Raw genomic sequence first — 22,315 nt, 5'->3', positions numbered from 1 at the left:
GGGAGCGGGTGGGGCGTGTTACGCGGCGGCGAACAGTTGCTGCAGCTCGCCCGACTGGTACATCTCCATCATGATGTCCGAGCCGCCGATGAATTCGCCCTTCACATAGAGCTGCGGGATGGTCGGCCAGTTCGAGAATTCCTTGATGCCCTGGCGGATCTCGTCGTCCTCGAGCACGTTGACCGTCTTGAACTGGTCGACGCCGCAGGCCTTCAGCACCTGCACCGCGCGGCCCGAGAAGCCGCACATCGGGAATTGCGCGTTGCCCTTCATGAAGAGCACGACCTGGTTTTCGTCGACGATTTGCTTGATACGTTGTTGGGTGTCCATGACTGACCTTGCGTTTGCGGGGCGTTAGATCGAAATGATAGCGGATTTCAACCGGGCGGGCCGGGCATCAGCCCGGCAGGCGGCCACCGGTCGTGCGTTCGATCGCCGCGAGATCGGCGAGCGATTCGACCGCGACGAAGCCGTGCGACGACAGCACCGCGCGGACGGCTTCGGCCTGGTCGTAGCCGTGCTCGATCCACAGCGTGCCGCCCGGTTTCAGGTAGGCGCCGGCGCCCGCGACGATCGTGCGGATCGCGCTGAGGCCGTCGGCGTCGTCGGTAAGCGCGCCGCGCGGCTCGAAACGCAGATCGCCCTGCGCGAGGTGCGGATCGTGCTGCGCGATGTACGGCGGGTTGCTGACGATCGTGTCGAATGCGAGCGCCGGATCGAGCGCCGTGTACCAGTCGCTCTGCAGCCAGTGCAGCGGGCCGCCGGGGCGGTGCGCGTCGAGCAGCTTGCCGGCGTTGCGTTGCGCGACTGCGAGCGCGGCCGGCGAACGGTCGAGCGCCCACACGCGTGCATCGGGACGCTCGGCCGCGATCGATACGGCGATCGCGCCGCTGCCGGTGCCGAGATCGAGCACGGCCGGATGCGGCAGCCCGTCGATCGCGTCGAGCGCGGCTTCGACGAGCAGTTCGGTTTCGGGGCGCGGGATCAGCACGTCGGGCGTCACGTCGAACGGCCTGCCGAAGAATTCGCGCATCCCGACGAGCTGCGCGACCGGTTCGCCGGCCACGCGGCGCGCTTCGAGCGCGCGATAACGTTCGACCGCGGCAGCGTCGAGCGGTGCGTCGCCACGCGTGATCAGTTGCGTGCGGGTCCAGCCGAGCGCGTGCGCGAGCAGCACGCGCGCATCGACCGCGTCGAGCGGCGACGCGCGCAGCAGTTCGTCGGCGGTGGTGTCGGGCATCGCAGCCTCAGTCGGCGTCGCCGAGCGACGCGAGCAGTTCGGCCTGGTGCTCGCTGACGAGCACGCCGATCAGTTCGTCGAGATCGCCGTCCATGATCGCCTCGAGCCGGTACAGCGTCAGGTTGATCCGGTGATCGGTCATCCGGCCTTGCGGGAAGTTGTACGTGCGGATCCGCTCCGAGCGGTCGCCGGAGCCGATCAGGCTCTTGCGCGTCGCCGCTTCCTTCGCGTGCTGCTCGTGATACTGCTTGTCCTTGATGCGCGCGGCGAGCACCTTCAGCGCGCGATCCTTGTTCTTGTGCTGCGAACGGTCGTCCTGGCACTCGACGACGATGCCGGTCGGGATGTGCGTGACGCGCACCGCCGAATCGGTCTTGTTGATGTGCTGGCCGCCCGCACCGGACGCACGGAACGTATCGATCCGCAGGTCGGCCGGATTGATCTCGACCTCGCCGATCTCGTCGGCTTCCGGCATCACCGCGACCGTGCACGCGGACGTATGGATGCGCCCCTGCGTCTCGGTCGCCGGCACGCGCTGCACGCGATGGCCGCCCGATTCGAACTTCAGGCGCGAATACGCGCCCTGGCCCGCGATCCGCACGATCACTTCCTTGTAGCCGCCGAGATCCGACGCGCTCTCCGACATCATCTCGACCTGCCAGCGATGGCGTTCCGCGAAGCGCAGGTACATGCGCAGCAGGTCGCCCGCGAACAGCGCCGATTCGTCGCCGCCCGTGCCCGCGCGGATTTCGAGGAAGATGTTGCGATCGTCGTTCGGATCCTTCGGCAGCAGCATTTTCTGCAACTCGACCTCGAGGCGGGCCATGCTTTCTCGCGCGCTGCGGATCTCGTCCTCGGCGAAATCGCGCATCGACGGATCGGCGAGCAGCTCCTGCGCGGCCGTTTCGTCGCTGCGCGACTGGCGCCACAGCGCGTACTGCTCGACGACCGGGCCGAGTTCCGCATGTTCGCGCGTCAGCTTGCGGTACTGGTCGAGATCGGCCGTGACGTTTTCGCGGCTCAGCAGGTCGTTCAGTTCGGCCAGCCGTGTGGACAGCTGGTCGAGCTTGCGTTGCATGCTCGTCTTCATGGTGTGGAGCGGCGCTCCCGGGCAAGGGTATTCGGAAAGGATAGGCCGGCTCGCGGCCGGCGGCAGGGCGACCGGCCGGCGCTAGTGGCCGGACTGGTCGTTCGACCGCGGCGCGTGCTGGTAGAAGCCGCGCATCAGGTCGATCAGCGAATCGCGATCGGCGCCGTTCACGCGGTTGAGCGCGCTCGTCGGGCCGTGGATCAGCTTGTTAGTCAGCGCCTGCGACAGCGCTTCGAGCACGGCGGCCGGATCGTCGCCGCGCGCGAGCAGCTTCTGCGCCTTGTCGACTTCGGCACGGCGCAGCGCGTCGGCCTGCGTATGCATGTGACGAATCACGGGCACGACGCTGCGCGTGTCGAGCCATTGCATGAAATTCTGCACGCGCGTTTCGATGATCGCTTCAGCCTGCGCGACCGCCGCCTGGCGCGATGCGTTGCCTTCGCGCACGATCGCGCCGAGATCGTCGACGGTGTAGAGGAACACGTCCTTCAGCTTGCCGACTTCGGGCTCGATGTCGCGCGGCACCGCGAGGTCGACCATGAAGATCGGCCGGTGGCGGCGCGCCTTCACCGCGCGCTCGACCGCGCCGAGGCCGATGATCGGCAGCGTCGACGCCGTGCACGACACGATGATGTCGAATTCCTGCATGCGGGCCGGCAGATCAGCGAGCGGCATCGCGCGGCCGTTGAAGCGTTCGGCGAGCCGTTGGCCGCGTTCGGCCGTGCGGTTCGCGACGACGAGTTCGCGCGGGCCTTGCGCGGCGAAGTGCGTCGCACACAGCTCGATCATCTCTCCGGCGCCGATGAACAGCACGCGCTGATCCGATACCTTTTCGAAGATCCGCTGTGCGAGGCGGACCGCGGCGGCGGCCATCGACACCGATTGCGTGCCGATCTCGGTCGTGCCGCGTACTTCCTTCGCCACCGCGAACGTGCGCTGGAACAGCTGGTTCAGATAGGTGCCGAGCGCGCCGGCTTCCGTCGCGGTGCGCACGGCGTCCTTCATCTGGCCCAGAATCTGCGTTTCGCCAAGCACCATCGAATCGAGGCCGGATGCGACGCGGAATGCATGGCGGACCGCTTCCGACTGAGGCAGCGCATAAACATGCGGGGCGAGCTCGTCGACCGGAATCCGGTGATACTCCGACAGCCAGCGGACCGCGCCTTCACGTGCTGCGCGATCGTCGGTCGCGCAATACAGTTCGGTGCGGTTGCAGGTGGAGAGGATCGCCGCTTCGGGCGTATTGGGCGCCTGGGGCCCGAGAAACACGTTCTTGAACGTGACGAGAGCCGGCTTGATCTGCTCGAGCGGAAACGCCACGCGTTCGCGCAGGGCGACAGGCGCAGTGTGGTGATTGATTCCGATCGTGAGGAGTTGCATATCGAGGGCTATCGTTTAGCCCCATATTATAGCGTTTCAGCGATTTCCTCACTCGCCGCATACCGGGCATCGGCGTGGCGCGGCCGGGAATTTGGGGGCTCGATCGGCACGCGGTCGAGCTGGTAGCCATAGCCGTAGAGCGGCAACAGGCGGTAGCCATGCTCCGGAAGCAGCTGTAACTTGCTGCGCAGCCGGGACGCATGCGTATCGAGCGTGCGCGACTTCATGTCGCGGCGGCGGGCCCACACCGTTTCGAGGATATGGGCGCGCGACACGGGCCGCGACAGGTTCGCGAACAGCAACTGCGCGAAGCGGAACTCTTTGGGCGTGAGTGAAACGATTGCGTTGCCGAAGCGCACAAGGCAATGCGTGGCGTCGAATGCGTATTCGCCATACATTTCGCGCGAGCGGGTCGGCGACCGGCGCACGCCGGCGCGCCGGCTCAGCGCGTTGACGCGCGCGAGCAGTTCGGGCCCGCTCACGGGGCGCACGAGGCAATCGTCGGCGCCCGCGTGCAGGCACGATACGATTTCGCTTTCGCGCGGCAACTGCATCACGGCGATGGCCGGCAGCCCGGGCAGGATCGTCTGCGCGCGCGGTATGACTTCCTCGGCAGGCTGGTCGCCGGCCCAGTTGCCGGTGATCAGCATGTCGCAGGTGTCGGTGGCGAGCCATTCGAAGAACGCCGTGCTGGACGAAAACGCGTGGCACACATGACCGCCTGCAAAGAGCAGGCGGTTCAGGAGCGCGGCATGACGCGCCTCCGGATCGATCAGAGCGATTCGCATGAGAGTTTCTTCAATACGGTAGCCGGTGCGCGCTTGCCATAACGTCGAGTCGGCCCCTACACTCGAACGTTCGCGGCGCCCGGCTGGTCTCGGGTTCGATGGATGAATCGATGCTAGCCGCTGGCAACGTTCACGCCTATGGGACGAATCCGAATTTATAGAAGGCGTCGAATGAACTGGTTTGGAATCCTTGTCCTGGGAGCGGCCGTCGGGCTGTTCGGCCGATGGCTGCACCCGATGCGGCGCACGGGCCGGCCGGCGTGGTGGGTCGCGGTACTCGTCGGCATCGTGGGTGCGGCTGCCGCCCGCATGGCCGGCAATCTCTCGGGACTGTTTTACGATGGCGAGACGCTCGAATGGCCGGTCTGCACCGGCGTCGCGTTCCTTGCCGTAGCCGTGACGGTCGCGCTGTCGGCCCGTCGCTGAATGCTCTCAGGTGAAATCATGAATGCCCGTCTTCCCGAAGTCTCGTCGGTGCCGGCCCGCCTCGCGCTGCTGCGCGGCGCCATGGCCCGCGAGGACCTGGCCGCCTATCTCGTGCCGTCCGCCGATCCCCACCTGTCCGAATACCTGCCCGAGCGCTGGCAGGCCCGCCGCTGGCTGTCCGGCTTCACGGGCTCGGTCGGCACGCTGGTCGTGACCGCGGATTTCGCGGGGCTGTGGGTCGACAGCCGCTACTGGGTGCAGGCCGATGCCGAACTGGCCGGCACGGGCGTGCAGTTGATGAAGATGACGGGCGGGCAGCAGAGCGCGCCGCACGTCGACTGGCTCGCGCAGAACGTGGCGGCGGGCGCGACGGTCGGCGTCGACGGCGCCGTGCTCGGCGTCGCGGCCGCGCGCGGGCTGACGGCCGCGCTGAGCGCGCGCGGCATCGCGCTGCGCACCGATCTCGACCTGCTCGACGCGATCTGGCCCGAGCGGCCGGGGCTGCCCGGCGACGCGGTGTTCGAGCACGCGGCGCCGCAGGCGGACACGACGCGCGCGAGCAAGCTGGCGGAAGTGCGCCGCGCGATGCATGCGCAGGGCGCGCAGTGGCATTTCGTGTCGACGCTCGACGATCTGGCCTGGCTGTTCAACCTGCGCGGCGCCGACGTCAACTTCAATCCCGTGTTCGTTGCGCACGCAATGATCGGCGCCGATCGCGCGACGCTGTTCGTCGCCGACGGCAAGGTGTCGCCGGCGCTGGCCGCGTCGCTCGCGCAGGACGGCGTCGACGTCCGTGCATACGATGCCGCACGCGCATCGCTCGCGGCATTGCCCGACGGTGCGACGCTGCTGGTCGACCCGCGCCGCGTGACGTTCGGCACGCTCGAGGCCGTGCCGGCCGGCGTGAAGCTCGTCGAGGCCGTGAATCCGTCGACGTTCGCGAAGTCGCGCAAGACGTCCGCCGAGATCGAGCACGTGCGCGTGACGATGGAGCACGACGGCGCCGCGCTCGCGGAATTCTTCGCCTGGTTCGAGCAGGCAGTGAACCGCGAGACGATCACCGAACTGACGATCGAGGAGAAGCTCACGGCCGCGCGCGCACGGCGCCCCGGGTATGTATCGCCGAGCTTTGCGACGATCGCCGGCTTCAACGCGAACGGCGCGATGCCGCATTACCATGCAACGCCCGAGTCGCACGCGACGATCGCCGGCGACGGCCTGCTGCTGATCGATTCGGGCGGCCAGTACGTGACGGGCACGACCGACATCACGCGCGTCGTGCCGGTCGGCACCGTCAGCGACCTGCAGCGGCGCGATTTCACGATCGTGCTGAAATCGATGATGGCGCTGTCGCGCGCACGCTTCCCGCGCGGCATCCGCTCGCCGATGCTCGACGCGATCGCGCGCGCGCCGATGTGGGCGGCCGGGCTCGACTACGGCCACGGCACGGGGCATGGCGTCGGCTATTTCCTGAACGTGCACGAGGGCCCGCAGGTCATCTCGCACTACGCGCCGGCCGAGCCGTACACGGCGATGGAAGAGGGGATGATCACGTCGATCGAGCCGGGCGTGTACCGCCCCGGCCAGTGGGGCATCCGGATCGAGAACCTGGTCGTGAACCGCGCGGCCGGGAAGACCGAGTTCGGCGATTTCCTCGCGTTCGAGACGCTGACGCTGTGCCCGATCGACACGCGCTGCGTGCTGATCGAGATGCTGCACGACGAAGAGCGCGCGTGGCTGAACACGTATCACGCGACGGTGCGCGAGCGCGTCGGCCGGCACCTGAGCGGCGACGCGAAGGCATGGCTCGACGCGCGCACGCAGCCGATCTGACGCGACGTGCGATAACGGCCGGACGACGGCCGAACCACAACAGCGAGGGCAAAATATGGCGGACACCGCAGTGATCGTGGTCGACATGCAGCGCGGGCTGGTGGAGCGGGCGCAGCCCGCGTACCGGCTCGACGACGTGGTGTCGGGCATCAACCGGTTGACGGCGGCGGCACGCGCGGCGAATGCGCCCGTGTGCTTCGTTCAGCACGACGGCGACGCGGACGACGACATCGTGCCCGGCACGCCGGGCTGGGAGCTGCATGCGGGGCTGGTCGTCGGGAGCGACGACTGGCGCGTGCGCAAGCAGGTGAGCGACTCGTTCCACGACACGCCGCTCGCGGCGCAGCTCGACCGCCACGGCATCCGTTCGGTGCTGATCTGCGGCTATGCGACCGAGTTCTGCGTCGATTCGGCCGCGCGCCGTGCGGCACTGCTCGGCTACCGGACGACCGTCGTGTCCGACCTGCACACGACGAACGAGCGTGCGCACCTGGCGGCCGCGCAGATCGTCGCGCATCATCACTTTGTCTGGGCAAACAATTCGCTGTCGGGCAACGCGGTCACGCCGCGTCCTCTCGCCGACGTGCTTGCGACGGAGTTCGCATGACGATCAAGGCCGTGGTGTTCGATTTCGGCGGCGTGCTGATCGACTGGAGCCCCGACTACCTTTACCGGCAACTGATTCCCGACGAGGCCGAGCGACGCTGGTTCCTCACGCATGTCTGCGCGATGGACTGGGTGATTCGCCAGGACGGCGGGCAGACGATCGACGAAGGTACGGCCGAGCTCGTCGCGAAGTTTCCGGAGCACGACGCGCTGATCCGCGCGTTCTACGCACGCTGGCACGAGATGATCGGCGGCGTGCTCGACGAAGGCGCCGCGCTCGTCGACCGGCTCGACGCGCAGGGGATGCCGCTGTTCGGGCTGACGAACTGGTCCGCGCAGACGTTTCCGTATGCGTGGGACAATTTCCCGGTCCTGCGGCGCTTCAAGGACATCGTCGTGTCGGGCCGCGTGAAGCTCGTGAAACCCGATCCGGCGATCTACCGCGAGATGCACGCGCGGATCGAACCGCACCTGCCGGGCATCGCGCCGCACGAGCTCGTGTTCATCGACGACAACGCGAAGAACGCAGCGGCCGCGACGGCGCTCGGCTGGCACGGCATTCATCACACGAGTGCGGCGCAGACCGAGGCGCGGTTGCGCGAGCTGGGCGCGCTCGCGTAGGCGGCGGGCGAGCGCCCGGCAGATAAAAAAAGCGGGCCACGGGCCCGCTTTGTCGTTTTGCCTCCGGGAGCGGCCACCTACGGCATCCGGCCCCGCGTTGCCGCAGTGCCGGGCGCCCGGGCCGCGCCGGTCAGCGGCTGATCGGCTTGTAGCGCAGTCGGTGCGGCTTCGCGGCTTCCTCGCCGAGGCGCGCGCGCTTGTCGGCTTCGTACTCCTGGTAGTTGCCGTCGAAGAACGTCACCTGCGAATCGCCTTCGAACGCGAGGATGTGCGTCGCGATCCGGTCGAGGAACCAGCGATCGTGCGAGATCACCATCACCGAGCCCGCGAATTCGAGCAGTGCGTCTTCCAGCGCGCGCAGCGTTTCGACGTCGAGGTCGTTCGACGGTTCGTCGAGCAGCAGCACGTTGCCGCCCGAGATCAGCGTCTTCGCGAGGTGCAGGCGACCGCGTTCGCCGCCGGACAGGTTGCCGACGATCTTCTGCTGGTCGCCGCCCTTGAAGTTGAAGCGACCGATGTACGCGCGCGACGGCGTCTCGTACTTGCCGACCGTCAGCACGTCGGCGCCGCCCGAGATTTCCTCGAACACCGTCTTCGAGCCGTCGAGCGCATCGCGGCTCTGGTCGACGTACGCGAGCTTCACCGTCGGGCCCATCACGACCTCGCCCGAATCCGGCTGCTCCTTGCCCGTCAGCATCCGGAACAGCGTCGACTTGCCGGCGCCGTTCGGGCCGATGATGCCGACGATTGCGCCGGCCGGGATCTTCAGGCTCAGGTTGTCGATCAGCAGGCGGTCGCCGAACGCCTTGCTGACGTTCTTGAACTCGATCACTTCATTGCCGAGGCGGTCGCCGACCGGAATGAAGATTTCCTGCGTTTCGTTGCGCTTCTGGTATTCCTGGCTGTTCAGCTCCTCGAAGCGTGCAATACGCGCCTTCGACTTGGCCTGACGGCCCTTCGGGTTCTGGCGCACCCACTCCAGTTCCTTCTTGATCGCCTTCTGGCGCGCCGATTCCGACGCTTCTTCCTGCTTCAGGCGCTCTTCCTTCTGGTCGAGCCAGCTGCTGTAGTTGCCCTTCCACGGAATGCCGTGGCCTCGGTCGAGTTCGAGAATCCACTCGGCCGCGTTGTCGAGGAAGTAGCGATCGTGCGTGACGGCGACGACGGTGCCCGGGAAGCGCACCAGGAACTGCTCGAGCCAGTCGACCGATTCGGCGTCGAGGTGGTTGGTCGGTTCGTCGAGCAGCAGCATGTCGGGCTTTTCGAGCAGCAGCTTGCACAGTGCGACGCGGCGCTTTTCGCCGCCGGACAGGTGCTCGATCTTCGCGTCCCACGCCGGCAGGCGCAGCGCGTCCGCGGCCACTTCGAGCTGCTGCTCGGGGCTGCCGCCGTCGCTCGACGCGAGAATTGCCTCGTACTTCGCCTGTTCGGCCGCGAGCGCGTCGAAGTCGGCGTCCGGCTCGGCATACGCCGCGTAGATCTCTTCGAGCTTCTTGTTGGCCTGGAACAGGTCGCCGAGGCCTTCCTCGACGGCTTCGCGCACGGTCTTCGTCGGGTCGAGCTGCGGTTCCTGCGGCAGGTAGCCGATGTTCAGGTTCGGCATCGGCGTCGCTTCGCCTTCGATGTCCTTGTCGACGCCCGCCATGATGCGGATCAGCGTCGACTTGCCCGAGCCGTTCAGGCCGAGCACGCCGATCTTCGCGCCCGGAAAGAACGACAGCGAGATGTCCTTCAGGATCTGGCGCTTGGGCGGCACGATCTTGCCGACCCGGTTCATCGTGAAAACGTATTGGGCCATTTGGGTGTGAAAGTCAGAAGTTGAGACGGCCGCGCAGCGCGCTGGCATGGCGGCGTCGGGTGATTCGGTACGGAGCGTGCCGCGCAAGGCGCGGCGGCGTCGCCGTATGGCGGCGGCGCGAGCGGCTATTGTACTTCGCCGCCGGGTGTCGCTGGAACGACGCACGCATTCGGACGCGCGGCGTTCACAGCCACGCGGCGACGCCGCCGTGCCCCGAGCACGTGCCGCGCCGGTGGCGGCTGAAGCTGTACGTGCCGTCGCGGCAGCGCGCGCTTGCGCCGTCGGGCACGCGGCCCGATTTCGAATGTGCGGGCGCATGCACGGTTTCGCCGTCGCGGTTGCGATACGTGTCGTGACGGTCGAGATCGGCTTCGTGGCCGTAGCCGGGCGGTGCGCGGTACGCATATGCGGAAGGAGGCTGGGCGGCGCACGCGACGAAGAGCGCGATCGACAGCGTCGCAACGTGCGTCGCGCGGCGGAGCAGGGCAGGCATGGTCTCTCTCGGTCTGTTGTTATCGATGTCGGGCCGATGGCCCGCGCCGCATGTTAGCCGATCGGCCATGGATCGGCGCCGGCGCCTCGCGGTGGAGCGACGTTATGCCGTGCCGGACATCGATGCCGCGCCGTCGGCCTGCGCGGCGTCGAGAATCCACCGGCGGAATGCGGCGACCTTCGGCCGTTCCGCGTGATGCGGCGGATAGACGAGGTAGTACGCGAAATCGTCGAGCCACGCGACGTCGGCGAGCTGCACAAGCCGGCCGCTTTCGAGCTCGCCGCGCACCATCGCGGCCGGCAGCAGCCCGGCGCCCTGGCCGGCGACGATCGCCTGCAGCAACAGGCCGGAGTCGTCGAACGCGGGGCCGCGGGGCGGGCCGAAATCGTCGATACGCTGCGCGCCGAACCAGATGTGCCAGCCCTTGCGCTCGGCATCGTGCAGGTGCGGCCAGCCGACGAGATCGGCCGGTGTCGCCGGCATGCCGAGCCGCGCGACGAGTTCGGGCGACGCGAGCGCGACGATTTCCACCGTCAGCAGGCGCTCGCTGCACAGCCCGATGTAGCGCCCGAGGCCGTGACGGATCGCGACGTCGACGCCGTCGCGTGCGAAATCCGCGAGTGCATGGCTCGTGACGATCTGCAGGTCGACGTCCGGGCACGCGTGCCGGAACTGCGCGAGGCGCGGCACGAGCCACGCGGACGCGAAGAACGGCGTGACGCTCACCGTCAGCACGCCGCTGTCGGCGGCGCCCGACACGCGCTGCGACGCATCGGCGATCTGCCGGAATGCGTTGCGCACCGGCGGCAGGTAGTCGCGGCCGGCGGCCGTCAGCAGGATGCCGCGGTTGACGCGCTCGAACAGTTGCACGCCGAGATGCGTCTCGAGCGTGCGGATCATCTGGCTCACCGCGCCGGGCGTGACCGACAGCTCCTCGGCCGCCGACTTCACCGACAGGTGGCGGGCGGCCGCTTCGAATGCACGCAGCGCGTTGAGCGGCGGCAGGCGGGAACGATTCATTCAGATTTTCTAAAGCGAAAGGCCGACGAAATATCGTTTGAGGCGATACGTACGCGCGAGTACCGTTGTCGCATCGGATCGCATTCTGCAGGGCTGCCTCGCGGCGGCCGATACGATCAACATAGTTCAACTATATCCATGAGGCAATCCGGATGCCGCGCGGCGTCCGGAGGGACCTGAGAGGAGCATCGTCATGAACCGCCCGGGCGCATCGCGCCACTTCTACGGCTGGTACGTGGTCGCGGCCGCGTTCGCCGTCACGTTCGTCGGGTTCGGCAGCGCGTATACGTTCAGCGCGTTCGTCGAGTCGCTGCAGCGCGATTTCGCCGCATCGCGCGGGCAGATCTCGCTCGTGTTCTCGCTCGCCGGCTTCCTGTATTTCGGCTTCGGTATCGTCAGCGGGCCGCTTGCGGATCGCTTCGGCTCGCGGCGGCTCGCCGTCGCCGGCATGCTGCTGACGGGGGCCGGGCTCGCCGCCGCCGGCGCCGCGCACACGCTGCTGCAGGTCTATGTCGCGTACGGGCTCGGTGTCGGTCTCGGCGTCGGCTGCGCATATGTGCCGGCCGTCGGCGCGGTGCAGCGCTGGTTCGTCCGCCGGCGCGGCTTCGCGTCGGGGCTCGCGGTCGCGGGGATCGGCGTCGGCACGCTCGCGATGCCGCCGCTCGCGTCCGCGTTGATCGCGCATGTCGGCTGGCGCGGTGCGTATTTCACGCTGGCAGCGATCGCGGTGGTCCTGGGGGCAGGCATGTCGCTGCTGATCGAGAACGATCCGCGCGGGCGCGGGTTGTTGCCGGATGGCGACGCGGCCGGCGACGGCGGCCGGAATACCGGTGCTTTCGTAGCCGGCGCGGCCGCCACGACCGTGCACGCTGGCGCGACGGTGCGCGAGGCCGTCACGTCGCGGCCGTTCGCGAGCCTCTACGCCGCTTGTCTCGTATGCTCGTTCGGCGTATTCGTGCCGTTCGTCCACCTCGTGCCGTACGCGCTCGATCATGGCGTCGCGCCATCGACGGCCGTGCTGCTGCTCGGCGCGATCGGCGTCGGCAGTACGGCCGGCCGCTTTTTCCTCGGCGGCCTCGCCGACCGCTTCGGCCGCCGCGCATCGCTGCTCGCGATGTTCGCGGGCATGGCCGTTGCACTCGTTGCGTGGGCGGGCGCCGGCACCATTGCGACGCTTGCCGCGTTCGCACTCGTGTTCGGCGTGTTCTATGGCGGCTGGGTCGCCGTGCTGCCGGCGGTCGTGATGGACTATTTCGGCGGACGCAACGTGAGCGCGATCATCGGCATCCTGTACACGAGCGTCGCGTTCGGCACGCTGATCGGGCCGGCCGCTGCCGGCTTCATCTACGACGCGGGGGGCGGCTATCTCGTGCCGATCCTCGCGAGCGCCGTCGCCAATGCGATCGCGTTCGCCATCGTCGCGACCACCGGACGTGCGCCGGTGTCCGCGCGCGCGGCCGGCGGATAGCGCACGCTGCTGGGCGTGCCGCGCGATTTCCGATAGGGTGGCCGAACCGTCAACCGTCGACCAACGGTCGGGGAGGCATCGTGACATTCGACGAAGTCCGGCAGATCGCGCTGGCGTGGCGCGGCGTCGAGGAAGGCACGTCGTACGGCACGCCCGCACTCAAGGTGAAGGGCAAGCTGCTCGCGCGGCTGCGCGAGGACGGCGACACGCTCGTCGTGAAGGGCGTCGGCCCCGACGAACGCGCGTGGCTGATCGAATCGGAACCCGACGTGTATTACGTGACCGATCACTACGCGGGCTGGCCGATCGTGCTGGTGCGCCTGTCGGCCGCGCATCCCGACGCCGTGAAAAACCTGCTTCTGCGAGAGTGGCACGCCATCGTGCCTGCCAAATGGCGGGACGAAGCCGCGCGCGGCGGGAACTGAGCGTCTGGCGCGCCACACTGCCGGATTGCCTTTGACGGAAGCGTCCTGACGGCGCGAGCCGGCGCCAACCGGACCACTTGTTGCATCGGCTCGCATCGACGCAACAAGTGGTCCCATCGAAATTCTTCAATTGGTTCTTAGTGAAGAACCGTTTGATGCTTACACTCCTTCGCTTCGAAGGCGGCTGACGAAAGCCGACGGAACGGGCGCACGCGATGCGCCGGCGCCTCGTGCGCCGCATCGCCCACGCAGCTTCGCAGACTGCGCGGCGCGTCCCACCGGAACGGCCCCGATCCGGCCTCGGGCCTGCATGCGACGCAGGCGCCGCGCCCGGCCCGACTCAAGAACGACAACTCCCCGCGCCGCCTTTACGCGACACCCGGTCGTACCGGAACCGTTTTTTGGAGAGAGACAGATGAGTGGAAGCAACACAGGCCTCGGCACGGGCCTGAAGCAGCGTCACGTGACGATGATGTCGATTGCCGGCGTCATCGGCGCGGGCTTGTTCGTCGGCTCCGGCCACGCGATCGCGGAAGCCGGTCCGGCGTCGATACTCGCGTACGCGATCGCGGGCGTGCTGGTCGTCCTGGTGATGCGCATGCTCGGCGAGATGGCCGTCGCGCATCCGGACAGCGGGTCGTTCTCGACCTATGCCGATCGCGCGATCGGCCACTGGGCCGGCTTCTCGATCGGCTGGCTGTACTGGTGGTTCTGGGTGCTCGTGATCCCGATCGAGGCGACGGCTGCGGCGACCATCCTCAATGCATGGTTCCCGGGCGTTGCGACCTGGATCTTCGCGCTCGGCATCACGCTGCTGCTCACCGTCACCAACCTCTTTTCCGTCAAGAACTACGGCGAATTCGAATTCTGGTTCGCGCTGATCAAGGTCGTTGCGATCGTCGTGTTCCTGTGCATCGGCGGCGCGGCGATCGTCGGGATCATTCCGGCGCCGGCCGTATCGGGCGTGTCGAACCTGTTCGCGCATCAGGGCTTCATGCCGAACGGCGCCGGTGCGGTGCTGGCGGCGATGCTGACGACGATGTTCTCGTTCCTCGGCACCGAGATCGTGACGATCGCGGCCGCCGAATCGGACAACCCGCAGCGCCAGATCGTGCGTGCGACGAACTCGGTGATCTGGCGCATCACGCTGTTCTATCTCGGCTCGATTCTCGTCGTCGCGGCCATCGTGCCGTGGAACGACCCGCTGCTGCCGAAGCACGGCTCGTATCAGCGCGCGATGGAGCTGATCGGCATCCCGAACGCGAAGGCGATCATCGACGTGATCGTGCTCGTATCGGTCGCGAGCTGCCTGAATTCGGCGCTGTACACGGCGTCGCGGATGCTGTTCTCGCTGTCGAAGCGCAAGGACGCGCCTGCGTTCCTGCATCGCACCGATTCGACCGGCACGCCGCGTGCGGCCGTGCTCGCGTCGACGGCATTCGGCTTCGTGACCGTGATCGCGAACTACCTGATGCCGGAGCAGGTGTTCGGCTTCCTGCTAGCGACGTCGGGTGCGATCGCGCTGCTCGTGTATCTCGTGATCGCGATCTCGCAGCTGCGGATGCGCAAGACGCTCGAATCGGGCGGCGCCGACCTGACGCTGCGGATGTGGATGTTCCCGTGGCTCACGTGGGCCGTGATCCTGTTCATCTGCAGCACGCTGACCGTGATGTTCGTCAGCGAGGAGCACCGGATGGAAGTCGGTGCGACGGCCGTGCTGGCGTTGATCGTGCTGTTTGCGTCGTGGCTGAACAAGCGCGGCCGCGATGCGCAGGCGAGCGCGGGGCGGCGGGTGTCGGTGATGTGATGAGGTGATGTGACGGCGTGGCGGCGGAGCCGCCCGTCATGAAAAATGGCCCGATCGGCGTTTTCCGGTCGGGCCACTTGCTTTGTCGGGGTAAACGGATGCACTTGCCGATGGCAACGCAGGGCGTTCGGCAATGGGGTGCGGCATCTGCATCTGCATCTGCAATCGGCGGTGCCGACGAAGATGACGAACAGGCTCTCCGCGGACACTTCCCGCAAGCCTTCACGAGTCGCTCCTGAATAAAGAAAGGCCCGCTGTTCGCGGGCCTTTCCGGGCTACTCTGACACTGCACGAAACAGCGTCGGTTGATGTGCTCAGACGTTGAACAGGAAGTTCATCACGTCGCCATCGTGCACGACATATTCCTTCCCTTCCGCGCGCATCTTGCCGGCTTCCTTCGCGCCCTGTTCACCCTTGTAGGTGATGAAGTCGTCGAACGCGATCGTCTGCGCGCGGATGAAGCCGCGCTCGAAGTCGGTGTGGATCACGCCGGCCGCCTGCGGCGCCGTGTCGCCGATATGGATCGTCCATGCGCGCACTTCCTTCACGCCCGCGGTGAAGTAGGTCTGCAGGCCGAGCAGCTTGAAGCCCGCGCGGATCACGCGGTCGAGGCCCGGCTCTTCCATACCCATGTCGGCGAGGAACGCTTCCTTGTCCGCGTCGTCGAGATCCGCGATTTCCGCCTCGATTGCCGCGCATACGGCGACCACCGGCGCATTCTCGCTTTCCGCGTACTTGCGCACCGCATCGAGGTGCGGGTTGTTCTCGAAGCCGTCGTCCTTCACGTTGGCGACGTACATCGCCGGCTTCGCGGTGATCAGGCAGAACGGCTTGAGCAGCGCCGCTTCGTCGTCCGACAGCGCGAGGCCGCGCACGGCCTTGCCCTGGTCGAGCTGCGCGCGCACCTTGTCGAGCACCGCGACGAGCTTGGCCGCTTCCTTGTCGTTGCCCGACTTCGCGGCCTTCGAATAGCGCGTGAGCGCCTTCTCGACGGTGCTCAGGTCGGCGAGCGCGAGTTCGGTGTTGATCACCTCGATGTCGTCGATCGGGCTGACCTTGCCGGCGACGTGAATGACGTTCTCGTCCTCGAAGCAGCGCACGACGTGCGTGATCGCATCGGTTTCGCGGATGTTCGCGAGGAACTGGTTGCCGAGGCCTTCGCCCTTGCTCGCGCCCGCGACGAGGCCCGCGATGTCGACGAATTCGACGACGGCCGGCACGACGCGCTCGGGCTTGACGATCTCGGAGAGCCCCTTCAGGCGCGTATCGGGCACTTCGACGATGCCGACGTTCGGCTCGATCGTGCAGAACGGGTAGTTCTCGGCGGCGATGCCGGCCTTGGTCAGCGCATTGAACAGGGTGGACTTGCCGACGTTGGGCAAGCCGACGATGCCGCATTTGAGACTCATGGAATCCTTCGGACGGGTAAGGCGGCGCGGCCGGACAGGGCACGGCGGCGCGGGAAAAAAGGGCGGCCGGCGCCTGGGGCGCGGCAGGCCGACGGTCAAAGACGCTATTGTACCGTGCCGACGCCCCGGATTCCGGGGTTGCGCCGAACAGCCGATGCAGCGGGCCGGCGCGCCGCCGCATCGGCCTGCGATTCTGCTGATTTCCCGCAAAGTCCGGCCGCGTAAGGGTTTGGCCCCGCGGCTATAATGCCCGCCATGACTGCCCACCACACCTTCGATGTCGCCGTGGTCGGCGGCGGGCTCGTCGGCAAGACGGCCGCGCTCGCGCTGACCCAGTCCGGCTACAAGACAGCCTTGCTTGCCCAGCCGGCCACGCCGCGCCCCGCCGATCTCGCGTTCGACACGCGCGTGTACGCGCTGTCGTCCAGTTCGCAGGCCTTGCTCGAGCGGCTGCGGGTCTGGCAGGCGCTCGACCACGGCCGGCTCGCGCCTGTTTACGACATGCGTGTGTACGGCGATGCGCACGCCGAGCTGCATTTTTCTGCGTACCAGGCCTCCGTGCCGCAGCTCGCATGGATCGCCGAATCGTCGCTGGTCGAGGCGTCGCTCGATGCCGCGCTGCGGTTCCAGCCGAACCTCACGTGGTTCGATGCGCGTGCGCAGGGCTTCGACGTGCGCGACGATGCGGCCGTGCTCACGCTGTCGTCGGGGCAGGTGCTCGAAGCGGACCTCGTCGTCGGCGCGGACGGCGCGCATTCGTGGGTACGGTCCCAAATGGGGGCCAAAGTCGAACGGCGCGACTACCGGCAGACGGGCGTCGTCGCGAACTTCAAGGCGTCGCTGCCGCACCGCGAGACGGCTTACCAGTGGTTCCACGAAGGCGAGATCGTCGCGCTGCTGCCGCTGCCGGACGGCCACGTGTCGCTCGTATGGTCCGCGCACACCGCGCATGCGGACAAACTGCTCGCACTCGATCCGGCGCAGCTCGCGGCCGAGGTCGAGCGCGTGTCGCACGGCCAGGTCGGCACGCTCGAATGCGTGACGCCAGCCGCCGGCTTCCCGCTGGCGCTGCAGACGGTCGACAAGCTGATCGCGCCGCGCGTCGCGCTCGTCGGCGATGCCGCGCACCTGATCCACCCGCTCGCGGGGCAGGGGATGAACCTCGGGCTGCGCGACGTCGCGGCGCTCGCCGACGCGATCGCCGGCAAGGAAAGCTTCCGCAATCTGGGCGATACGGTGCTGCTGCGCCGCTATGAGCGTTCGCGCCGCGAGGACATCCGCGCGCTGATGGTCGCGACCGACGGCCTGCAGCGGCTGTTCGCGGTGCCGGGCCCGCTCGCGAAGGCCGTGCGCAACGCGGGCATGGCGTTCGTCGGGGCGCAGCCGCTCGTGAAGCGCTGGCTCGTGTCGGCCGCGCTCGGCTGATCGAACCTTCGGCCGCTTCGCCGGTCGGACTCGGTTCCGTTACGGCGTACACTGTGCCGTGCACACCGATTGAGCTGAAGGAAGATTTCGATGAAAAAAACGATCCGCATCGCGTCGCTGGCGCTGGCCGTCACGATGGCGACGCTGGGCTGCACCGCGCAGGCCGACCAGACCACCGACAAGCTGAAAGCCACGCTGCAGGCCCGTCTCGGCAACGACGCGCCGATCAAGAGCGTGTCGAAATCGCCGGTCGCCGGCCTTTACGAAGTGAACCTCGGCTCGCAGATCATCTATAGCGACGCGGCCGGCGACTACGTGCTGCTCGGCGATCTCGTCGACACCAAGACGCACAAGAACCTGACCGACGCACGCCTGTCCGAAATCAACAAGATCGACTTCGCGAGCCTGCCGTTCGCGAATGCGATCAAGGTCGTCAAGGGCAACGGCGCACGCAAGATCGCGGTGTTCTCCGATCCGAACTGCCCGTACTGCAAGAAGCTCGAGACGACGCTGCAGTCGGTCGACAACGTCACCGTCTACACGTTCCTGTACCCGGTGCTGTCGCCGGATTCGACCGTGAAGTCGAAGGCGATCTGGTGTGCGACCGACCGCGCGAAGACGTGGGAGGGCTGGATGCTCGACCACCGTGCGCCGTCCGGCGCCGGTACCTGCGATACCAGCGCGCTCGACAAGAACCTCGCGCTTGGCCGCGGGATGAACGTCACGGGCACGCCGACGATCTTCCTGCCGGACGGCCGCCGCCTGCCGGGCGCGGTATCGGCCGACCAGCTCAACCAGGCGCTCGCCTCGAGCAAGTAACCGACCGACACGCCGGGCCGCATGGCCCGGCCAGCGAGGGGCGCCCGCATGATCTGCCGGCGCCTCTCTTCGTTTTCGCCGCCGTATTCGACCGATTGCCACGATGACCCAGCCGATCCGCTATTCGATTGTTCCGAAAGATCTTGCCGCGCACCTGTTCGAAGTGTCGGTGACGGTCGCCGACCCCGACCCCGAAGGCCAGCGCTTCTCGCTGCCGGTGTGGATTCCGGGCAGCTACCTCGTGCGCGAGTTCGCGCGCAACATCGTGACGCTCGGCGCGTTCAACGACGCAGGCCGCAAGGTGCGGATCGCGAAGACCGACAAGCACACGTGGCAGGCCGCGCCCGTGAGCGGCGCGCTGACGCTGCGCTACGACGTGTATGCGTGGGACCTGTCGGTGCGCTCCGCGTATCTCGACGAATCGGGCGGCTTCTTCAACGCGACGGCCGTGTTCCTGAGCGTCGCCGGCCGCGAGGACGCGCCGTGCGAAGTCGACATCGCGAAGCCGGCCGGCGCGGCATTCCGCGCGTGGCGCCTCGGCACCGCGCTGCCCGAGGCGCGCGGCACGAAGCGCTACGGCTTCGGTGCGTATCGCGCAGCGAACTACGACGAGCTTTCCGACCATCCGGTGACGATCGGCGAATTCGCGCTCGCGACGTTCGACGCGCATGGCGTGCCGCACGACATCGTGGTCGCGGGGCGCGTGACGCAGCTCGACCTGGAGCGGCTGCGCACCGACCTGAAGCGCGTGTGCGAAGCGCAGATCGCGCTGTTCGAGCCGAAATCGAAGAAGGCGCCGATGGACCGCTACGTGTTCATGACGCTCGCGGTCAGCGACGGCTACGGCGGCCTCGAGCATCGCGCATCGACCGCACTGATCTGCAATCGCACCGACCTGCCGGTGAAGGGGCGGCCCGAGACGACCGAAGGCTACCGCACATATCTCGGCCTTTGCAGCCACGAGTACTTCCATACGTGGAACGTGAAGCGCATCAAGCCGGCGGCGTTCGTGCCGTACGACCTGACGCGCGAGAACTACACGTCGCTGCTGTGGCTGTTCGAAGGCTTCACGTCGTATTACGACGACCTGATGCTGGTGCGCAGCGGGCTGATGTCGCAGGACGAATATTTCGCGGCGCTCGGCCGCACGATCGGCGGCGTGCTGCGCGGCACTGGGCGGCTCAAGCAGAGCGTCGCGGAAAGCTCGTTCGACGCGTGGATCAAGTACTACCGCCAGGACGAGAACGCGACCAACGCGATCGTCAGCTACTACACGAAGGGTTCGCTCGTCGCGCTCGCGTTCGATCTCGCGATCCGCGCGCAGACGCGCAACCGGAAGTCGCTCGACGACGTGATGCGCCTGCTGTGGCAACGCTACGGGCGCGATTTCTATCGCGGCAAGCAGGCGGGCGTCGCGGAAGATGAAGTCGAGACGTTGATCGAAGAAGCGACGGGCGTCGCGCTCGGTCGCCTGTTCGCCGACGCCGTGCACGGCACGCGCGACCTGCCGCTCGGCGAGCTGCTCGCGCCGTTCGGCGTCACGCTCGCGCCGGATGTCGCGAACGGCGCGGCCGCGAAGCCGACGATCGGTGCGCGCTTGCGCGGCGGCGCGGACTGTACGTTCGCGGCTGTCTATGAAGGCGGCGCCGCGCATCGCGCGGGGCTGTCGGCCGGCGATACGCTGATCGCGGTCGACGGGCTGCGCGTCACGGGCACGAACCTCGACGCGCTGCTCGCGCGCTACCGGCCGGGCGACAAGGTCGAGGTTCACGCGTTTCGCCGCGACGAGCTGCGTACCGCGAAACTGAAGCTCGACGGCCCGGAGGTCACGCGCTACCGGTTGACGGCGGCAGCGAAGCCGGCCACGGCATCGAAGGCCCGGGAGGCCTGGCTGAAGGGCTGAGTGCACGGCAGCAGCAATCGGGGCGCGATCGAGGATTGTTCTGCTGTTGCAACAATCCGTCGCCCTGAACCCGCTTTTTCCGGCAAATGCGGCCACGCACAATGGCGTCACTCGCGCTACCGAAGCGCAACCCAACCGGAGCCTGACATGACGACCATTCTGCAAATCAATTCCGCTGCGCGTTCGCAAGGCGCGCAATCCACGCTGCTGGCCAACGAACTGACGGCAAAGCTGCAACAATCGAACCCCGGCGCGAAGGTCGTGGTTCGCGACCTGCTGGCCGATGCGCTGCCGCACCTCGACGAATCGGTGCTCGGCGCGTTCTTCACGCCGGCCGACCAGCGCAGCGCGGAGCAGAATGCGATCGTCGCTAAGAGCGATGCACTGATCGCCGAGCTGCAAGCCGCCGACATCATCGTGATCGGCGCGCCGATGTACAACTTCGGCATCTCGTCGCAACTGAAGACGTACTTCGACTGGATCGCACGCGCAGGCGTCACGTTCCGCTACACCGAGAACGGTCCGGAAGGCCTGATCAAGGGCAAGAAGGTCCACGTGGTGACGGCCCGCGGCGGCAAGTACGCCGGTACGCCGAACGACAGCCAGACGCCCTACCTGCGCACGTTCCTCGGCTTCGTCGGCATGACCGACGTGAGCTTCATCTTCGCGGAAGGCCTGAACCTGGGCCCGGATGCGCAGAGCGCCGCGCTCGCCAGCGCACGCGAAGCGATCGCTGCCGCGTAAGGTCGATGCGGGTGCGACGCACCCGCTGCATCGTCCGAAAAAAACGCCGCGTCCCCGAAGGGGCGCGGCGTTTTTGCATTCCGGCCGGCGACAAAGCCGGCGCGGCCGTTACGCGAGTGTTTCGGCCACTTCCGGCAGGCGCCAGTCGATCGGTTCGCGGCCAGCTTCGACCAGATAGTCGTTCGCGAGCATGAAATGGCGGCAGCCGAGGAAGCCGCGGTGCGCGGACAGCGGCGACGGATGCGGCGCCTCGAGCACGCAATGCGCGCTCGCGTCGAACAGCGCGCGCTTCGCCTGCGCGTGTGCGCCCCACAGCATGAAGACGAGCCCGCGGTGGCGGCCTGCGAGTTCGCGGATCAGCGTGTCCGTGCATTGCTCCCAGCCGCGCTTCGCGTGGCTCGCGGCCGCGCCGCGCTCGACTGTCAGCACGGTGTTGAGCAGCAGCACGCCCTGGCGCGCCCACGTGTCGAGGCAGCCGTGGCGCGGCGTGTCGTGACCGAAGTTCGCGGCGATTTCCTTGAAGATGTTGCGCAGCGACGGCGGTGTGCGGACGGCCGGCGGCACCGAGAACGCGAGGCCGTGCGCCTGCGGCGTGCCGCGATCGTCGCCGTGGTACGGGTCCTGGCCGAGGATCACGACCTTCACGTCGTCCGGGCTTGTGAGGCGTAGTGCGCGGAACACGTCGGTCGGGTAGACCGCCTTGCCGGCCGCGCGCTCGTCGTCGACGAAGCGGCACAGCGGCGCGTACGCGTCGCTGTCGGTAAAGGGTTTCAGCACGTCGCGCCAGGCGGCCGGCAGCGCGTCGAATTGCGCGGCGAGATGCGGGACGTCAGCGGCAACGGGCTGCGGCGCTGCGGAGGCCGGGGCCGAAGCGGCGGCTTTCTTTGCGGGCTTGCGCTCGGCGGAGGGCGACGCGGAAGTCGGGGACGGAATATCGGCCGGTGCCGTTTCCGGCACGGGATCGTCGAACAGCGACGCCTGTTGCGGCGCGCGGGAAGTCTTGCGGGTTGCCATGCGTGA

21 protein-coding genes are annotated in these 22,315 nt (G+C 67.6%); 11 read left to right on the top strand and 10 right to left on the bottom strand.

The genetic code is table 11. The annotated features are described in order from the left end of the window. Positions 1 to 18 precede the first annotated feature (18 nt). From grxD to ACPUER_RS21065, 5 genes are all read right to left on the bottom strand, one after another. Positions 19 to 330 (bottom strand): Grx4 family monothiol glutaredoxin, encoded by a 312-nt coding sequence (gene grxD, locus ACPUER_RS21085; RefSeq protein ID WP_011883132.1) that lies wholly within the window; start codon positions 328 to 330, stop codon positions 19 to 21. A gap of 67 nt (positions 331 to 397) precedes the next feature. Continuing rightward, positions 398 to 1,240, bottom strand: coding sequence for a peptide chain release factor N(5)-glutamine methyltransferase (gene prmC / locus ACPUER_RS21080; protein WP_204425618.1), 843 nt, complete (start codon positions 1,238 to 1,240; stop codon positions 398 to 400). Between the two features lie 7 nt (positions 1,241 to 1,247). After that, positions 1,248 to 2,330, bottom strand: coding sequence for a peptide chain release factor 1 (gene prfA, locus ACPUER_RS21075; protein WP_034183706.1), 1,083 nt, complete (start codon positions 2,328 to 2,330; stop codon positions 1,248 to 1,250). 81 nt (positions 2,331 to 2,411) lie between these two features. Next, positions 2,412 to 3,710 (bottom strand): glutamyl-tRNA reductase, encoded by a 1,299-nt coding sequence (hemA, locus tag ACPUER_RS21070; RefSeq protein ID WP_175963172.1) that lies wholly within the window; start codon positions 3,708 to 3,710, stop codon positions 2,412 to 2,414. Positions 3,711 to 3,736: 26 nt separating this feature from the next. After that, positions 3,737 to 4,498, bottom strand: a complete 762-nt coding sequence (locus tag ACPUER_RS21065) for a response regulator transcription factor (RefSeq protein WP_175963171.1) — start codon at positions 4,496 to 4,498, stop codon at positions 3,737 to 3,739. Between the two features lie 171 nt (positions 4,499 to 4,669). On the opposite strand from ACPUER_RS21065, the gene ACPUER_RS21060 reads away from it, so the two are divergent. Genes ACPUER_RS21060 through ACPUER_RS21045 form a run of 4 tightly spaced genes read left to right on the top strand, consistent with a single transcriptional unit; the run spans position 4,670 to position 7,984 of the window. Beyond that, on the top strand, positions 4,670 to 4,924 hold the full coding sequence (locus tag ACPUER_RS21060; RefSeq protein ID WP_072443015.1) for a hypothetical protein: 255 nt from the start codon (positions 4,670 to 4,672) through the stop codon (positions 4,922 to 4,924). An 18-nt stretch (positions 4,925 to 4,942) separates the two neighbouring features. Beyond that, positions 4,943 to 6,757 (top strand): aminopeptidase P family protein, encoded by a 1,815-nt coding sequence (locus ACPUER_RS21055; RefSeq protein ID WP_175750190.1) that lies wholly within the window; start codon positions 4,943 to 4,945, stop codon positions 6,755 to 6,757. A gap of 55 nt (positions 6,758 to 6,812) precedes the next feature. After that, complete coding sequence (locus ACPUER_RS21050) at positions 6,813 to 7,364, top strand: cysteine hydrolase family protein (protein ID WP_175963169.1); 552 nt, start codon at positions 6,813 to 6,815, stop codon at positions 7,362 to 7,364. Next, the gene (locus tag ACPUER_RS21045) at positions 7,361 to 7,984 is read left to right on the top strand and encodes an HAD family hydrolase (protein WP_425132017.1); all 624 of its coding nucleotides are present in this window, start codon (positions 7,361 to 7,363) and stop codon (positions 7,982 to 7,984) included. Before ACPUER_RS21050 ends, ACPUER_RS21045 begins: the two co-directional genes overlap by 4 nt. A gap of 130 nt (positions 7,985 to 8,114) precedes the next feature. Here the strand turns inward: ACPUER_RS21045 and ettA are convergent, their stop codons facing one another. The 3 genes from ettA to gcvA form a co-directional block, all read right to left on the bottom strand. Further along, entirely contained in the window at positions 8,115 to 9,782 is a 1,668-nt protein-coding gene (gene ettA / locus ACPUER_RS21040) for an energy-dependent translational throttle protein EttA (protein ID WP_096472348.1), read from the bottom strand. 184 nt (positions 9,783 to 9,966) lie between these two features. After that, positions 9,967 to 10,275: a DUF3761 domain-containing protein gene (locus ACPUER_RS21035; RefSeq protein WP_425132016.1), complete on the bottom strand. Its 309-nt coding sequence runs from the start codon at positions 10,273 to 10,275 to the stop codon at positions 9,967 to 9,969. 102 nt (positions 10,276 to 10,377) lie between these two features. Further along, a complete protein-coding gene (gcvA, locus tag ACPUER_RS21030; protein ID WP_072443026.1) occupies positions 10,378 to 11,295 on the bottom strand; it encodes a transcriptional regulator GcvA in 918 nt (305 codons plus the stop codon). 193 nt (positions 11,296 to 11,488) lie between these two features. On the opposite strand from gcvA, the gene ACPUER_RS21025 reads away from it, so the two are divergent. From ACPUER_RS21025 to gabP, 3 genes are all read left to right on the top strand, one after another. Further along, a complete protein-coding gene (locus tag ACPUER_RS21025; RefSeq protein ID WP_425132015.1) occupies positions 11,489 to 12,763 on the top strand; it encodes an MFS transporter in 1,275 nt (424 codons plus the stop codon). Positions 12,764 to 12,843: 80 nt separating this feature from the next. Further along, complete coding sequence (locus tag ACPUER_RS21020; RefSeq protein WP_072443030.1) at positions 12,844 to 13,188, top strand: MmcQ/YjbR family DNA-binding protein; 345 nt, start codon at positions 12,844 to 12,846, stop codon at positions 13,186 to 13,188. 415 nt (positions 13,189 to 13,603) lie between these two features. Further along, complete coding sequence (gene gabP / locus ACPUER_RS21015) at positions 13,604 to 14,995, top strand: GABA permease (RefSeq protein ID WP_310141788.1); 1,392 nt, start codon at positions 13,604 to 13,606, stop codon at positions 14,993 to 14,995. A 314-nt stretch (positions 14,996 to 15,309) separates the two neighbouring features. On the opposite strand, the gene ychF is transcribed toward gabP, so the two are convergent. After that, positions 15,310 to 16,404, bottom strand: a complete 1,095-nt coding sequence (gene ychF / locus ACPUER_RS21010) for a redox-regulated ATPase YchF (protein ID WP_175963163.1) — start codon at positions 16,402 to 16,404, stop codon at positions 15,310 to 15,312. Positions 16,405 to 16,650: 246 nt separating this feature from the next. Here ychF and ACPUER_RS21005 point away from each other — a divergent pair, with 246 nt between their 5' ends. The 4 genes from ACPUER_RS21005 to ACPUER_RS20990 all read left to right on the top strand — a co-directional run bounded on the left by ACPUER_RS21005 (position 16,651) and on the right by ACPUER_RS20990 (position 21,295). Beyond that, positions 16,651 to 17,829 carry a UbiH/UbiF family hydroxylase gene (locus ACPUER_RS21005; protein ID WP_175963162.1) on the top strand — a complete coding sequence of 393 codons (1,179 nt, stop codon included), beginning with the start codon at positions 16,651 to 16,653 and terminating at the stop codon, positions 17,827 to 17,829. A 90-nt stretch (positions 17,830 to 17,919) separates the two neighbouring features. Beyond that, positions 17,920 to 18,648, top strand: a complete 729-nt coding sequence (locus ACPUER_RS21000; protein ID WP_175963161.1) for a DsbC family protein — start codon at positions 17,920 to 17,922, stop codon at positions 18,646 to 18,648. A gap of 103 nt (positions 18,649 to 18,751) precedes the next feature. Further along, positions 18,752 to 20,551 (top strand): M61 family metallopeptidase, encoded by a 1,800-nt coding sequence (locus ACPUER_RS20995; RefSeq protein ID WP_425132014.1) that lies wholly within the window; start codon positions 18,752 to 18,754, stop codon positions 20,549 to 20,551. A gap of 147 nt (positions 20,552 to 20,698) precedes the next feature. Then, complete coding sequence (locus ACPUER_RS20990) at positions 20,699 to 21,295, top strand: FMN-dependent NADH-azoreductase (RefSeq protein WP_072443039.1); 597 nt, start codon at positions 20,699 to 20,701, stop codon at positions 21,293 to 21,295. Between the two features lie 108 nt (positions 21,296 to 21,403). Here ACPUER_RS20990 and ACPUER_RS20985 read toward each other — a convergent pair whose 3' ends face one another. Then, positions 21,404 to 22,309 (bottom strand): uracil-DNA glycosylase, encoded by a 906-nt coding sequence (locus ACPUER_RS20985; RefSeq protein ID WP_175963159.1) that lies wholly within the window; start codon positions 22,307 to 22,309, stop codon positions 21,404 to 21,406. Positions 22,310 to 22,315: the final 6 nt, after the last annotated feature.

It is taken from the genome of Burkholderia sp. DN3021, assembly GCF_049805555.1.
In the GTDB taxonomy this organism is placed as follows: domain Bacteria; phylum Pseudomonadota; class Gammaproteobacteria; order Burkholderiales; family Burkholderiaceae; genus Burkholderia; species Burkholderia pyrrocinia_C.
The sequence above is the reverse complement of the archived record's forward strand: the minus strand, read 5'-3'. Positions and strand labels throughout refer to the sequence as shown.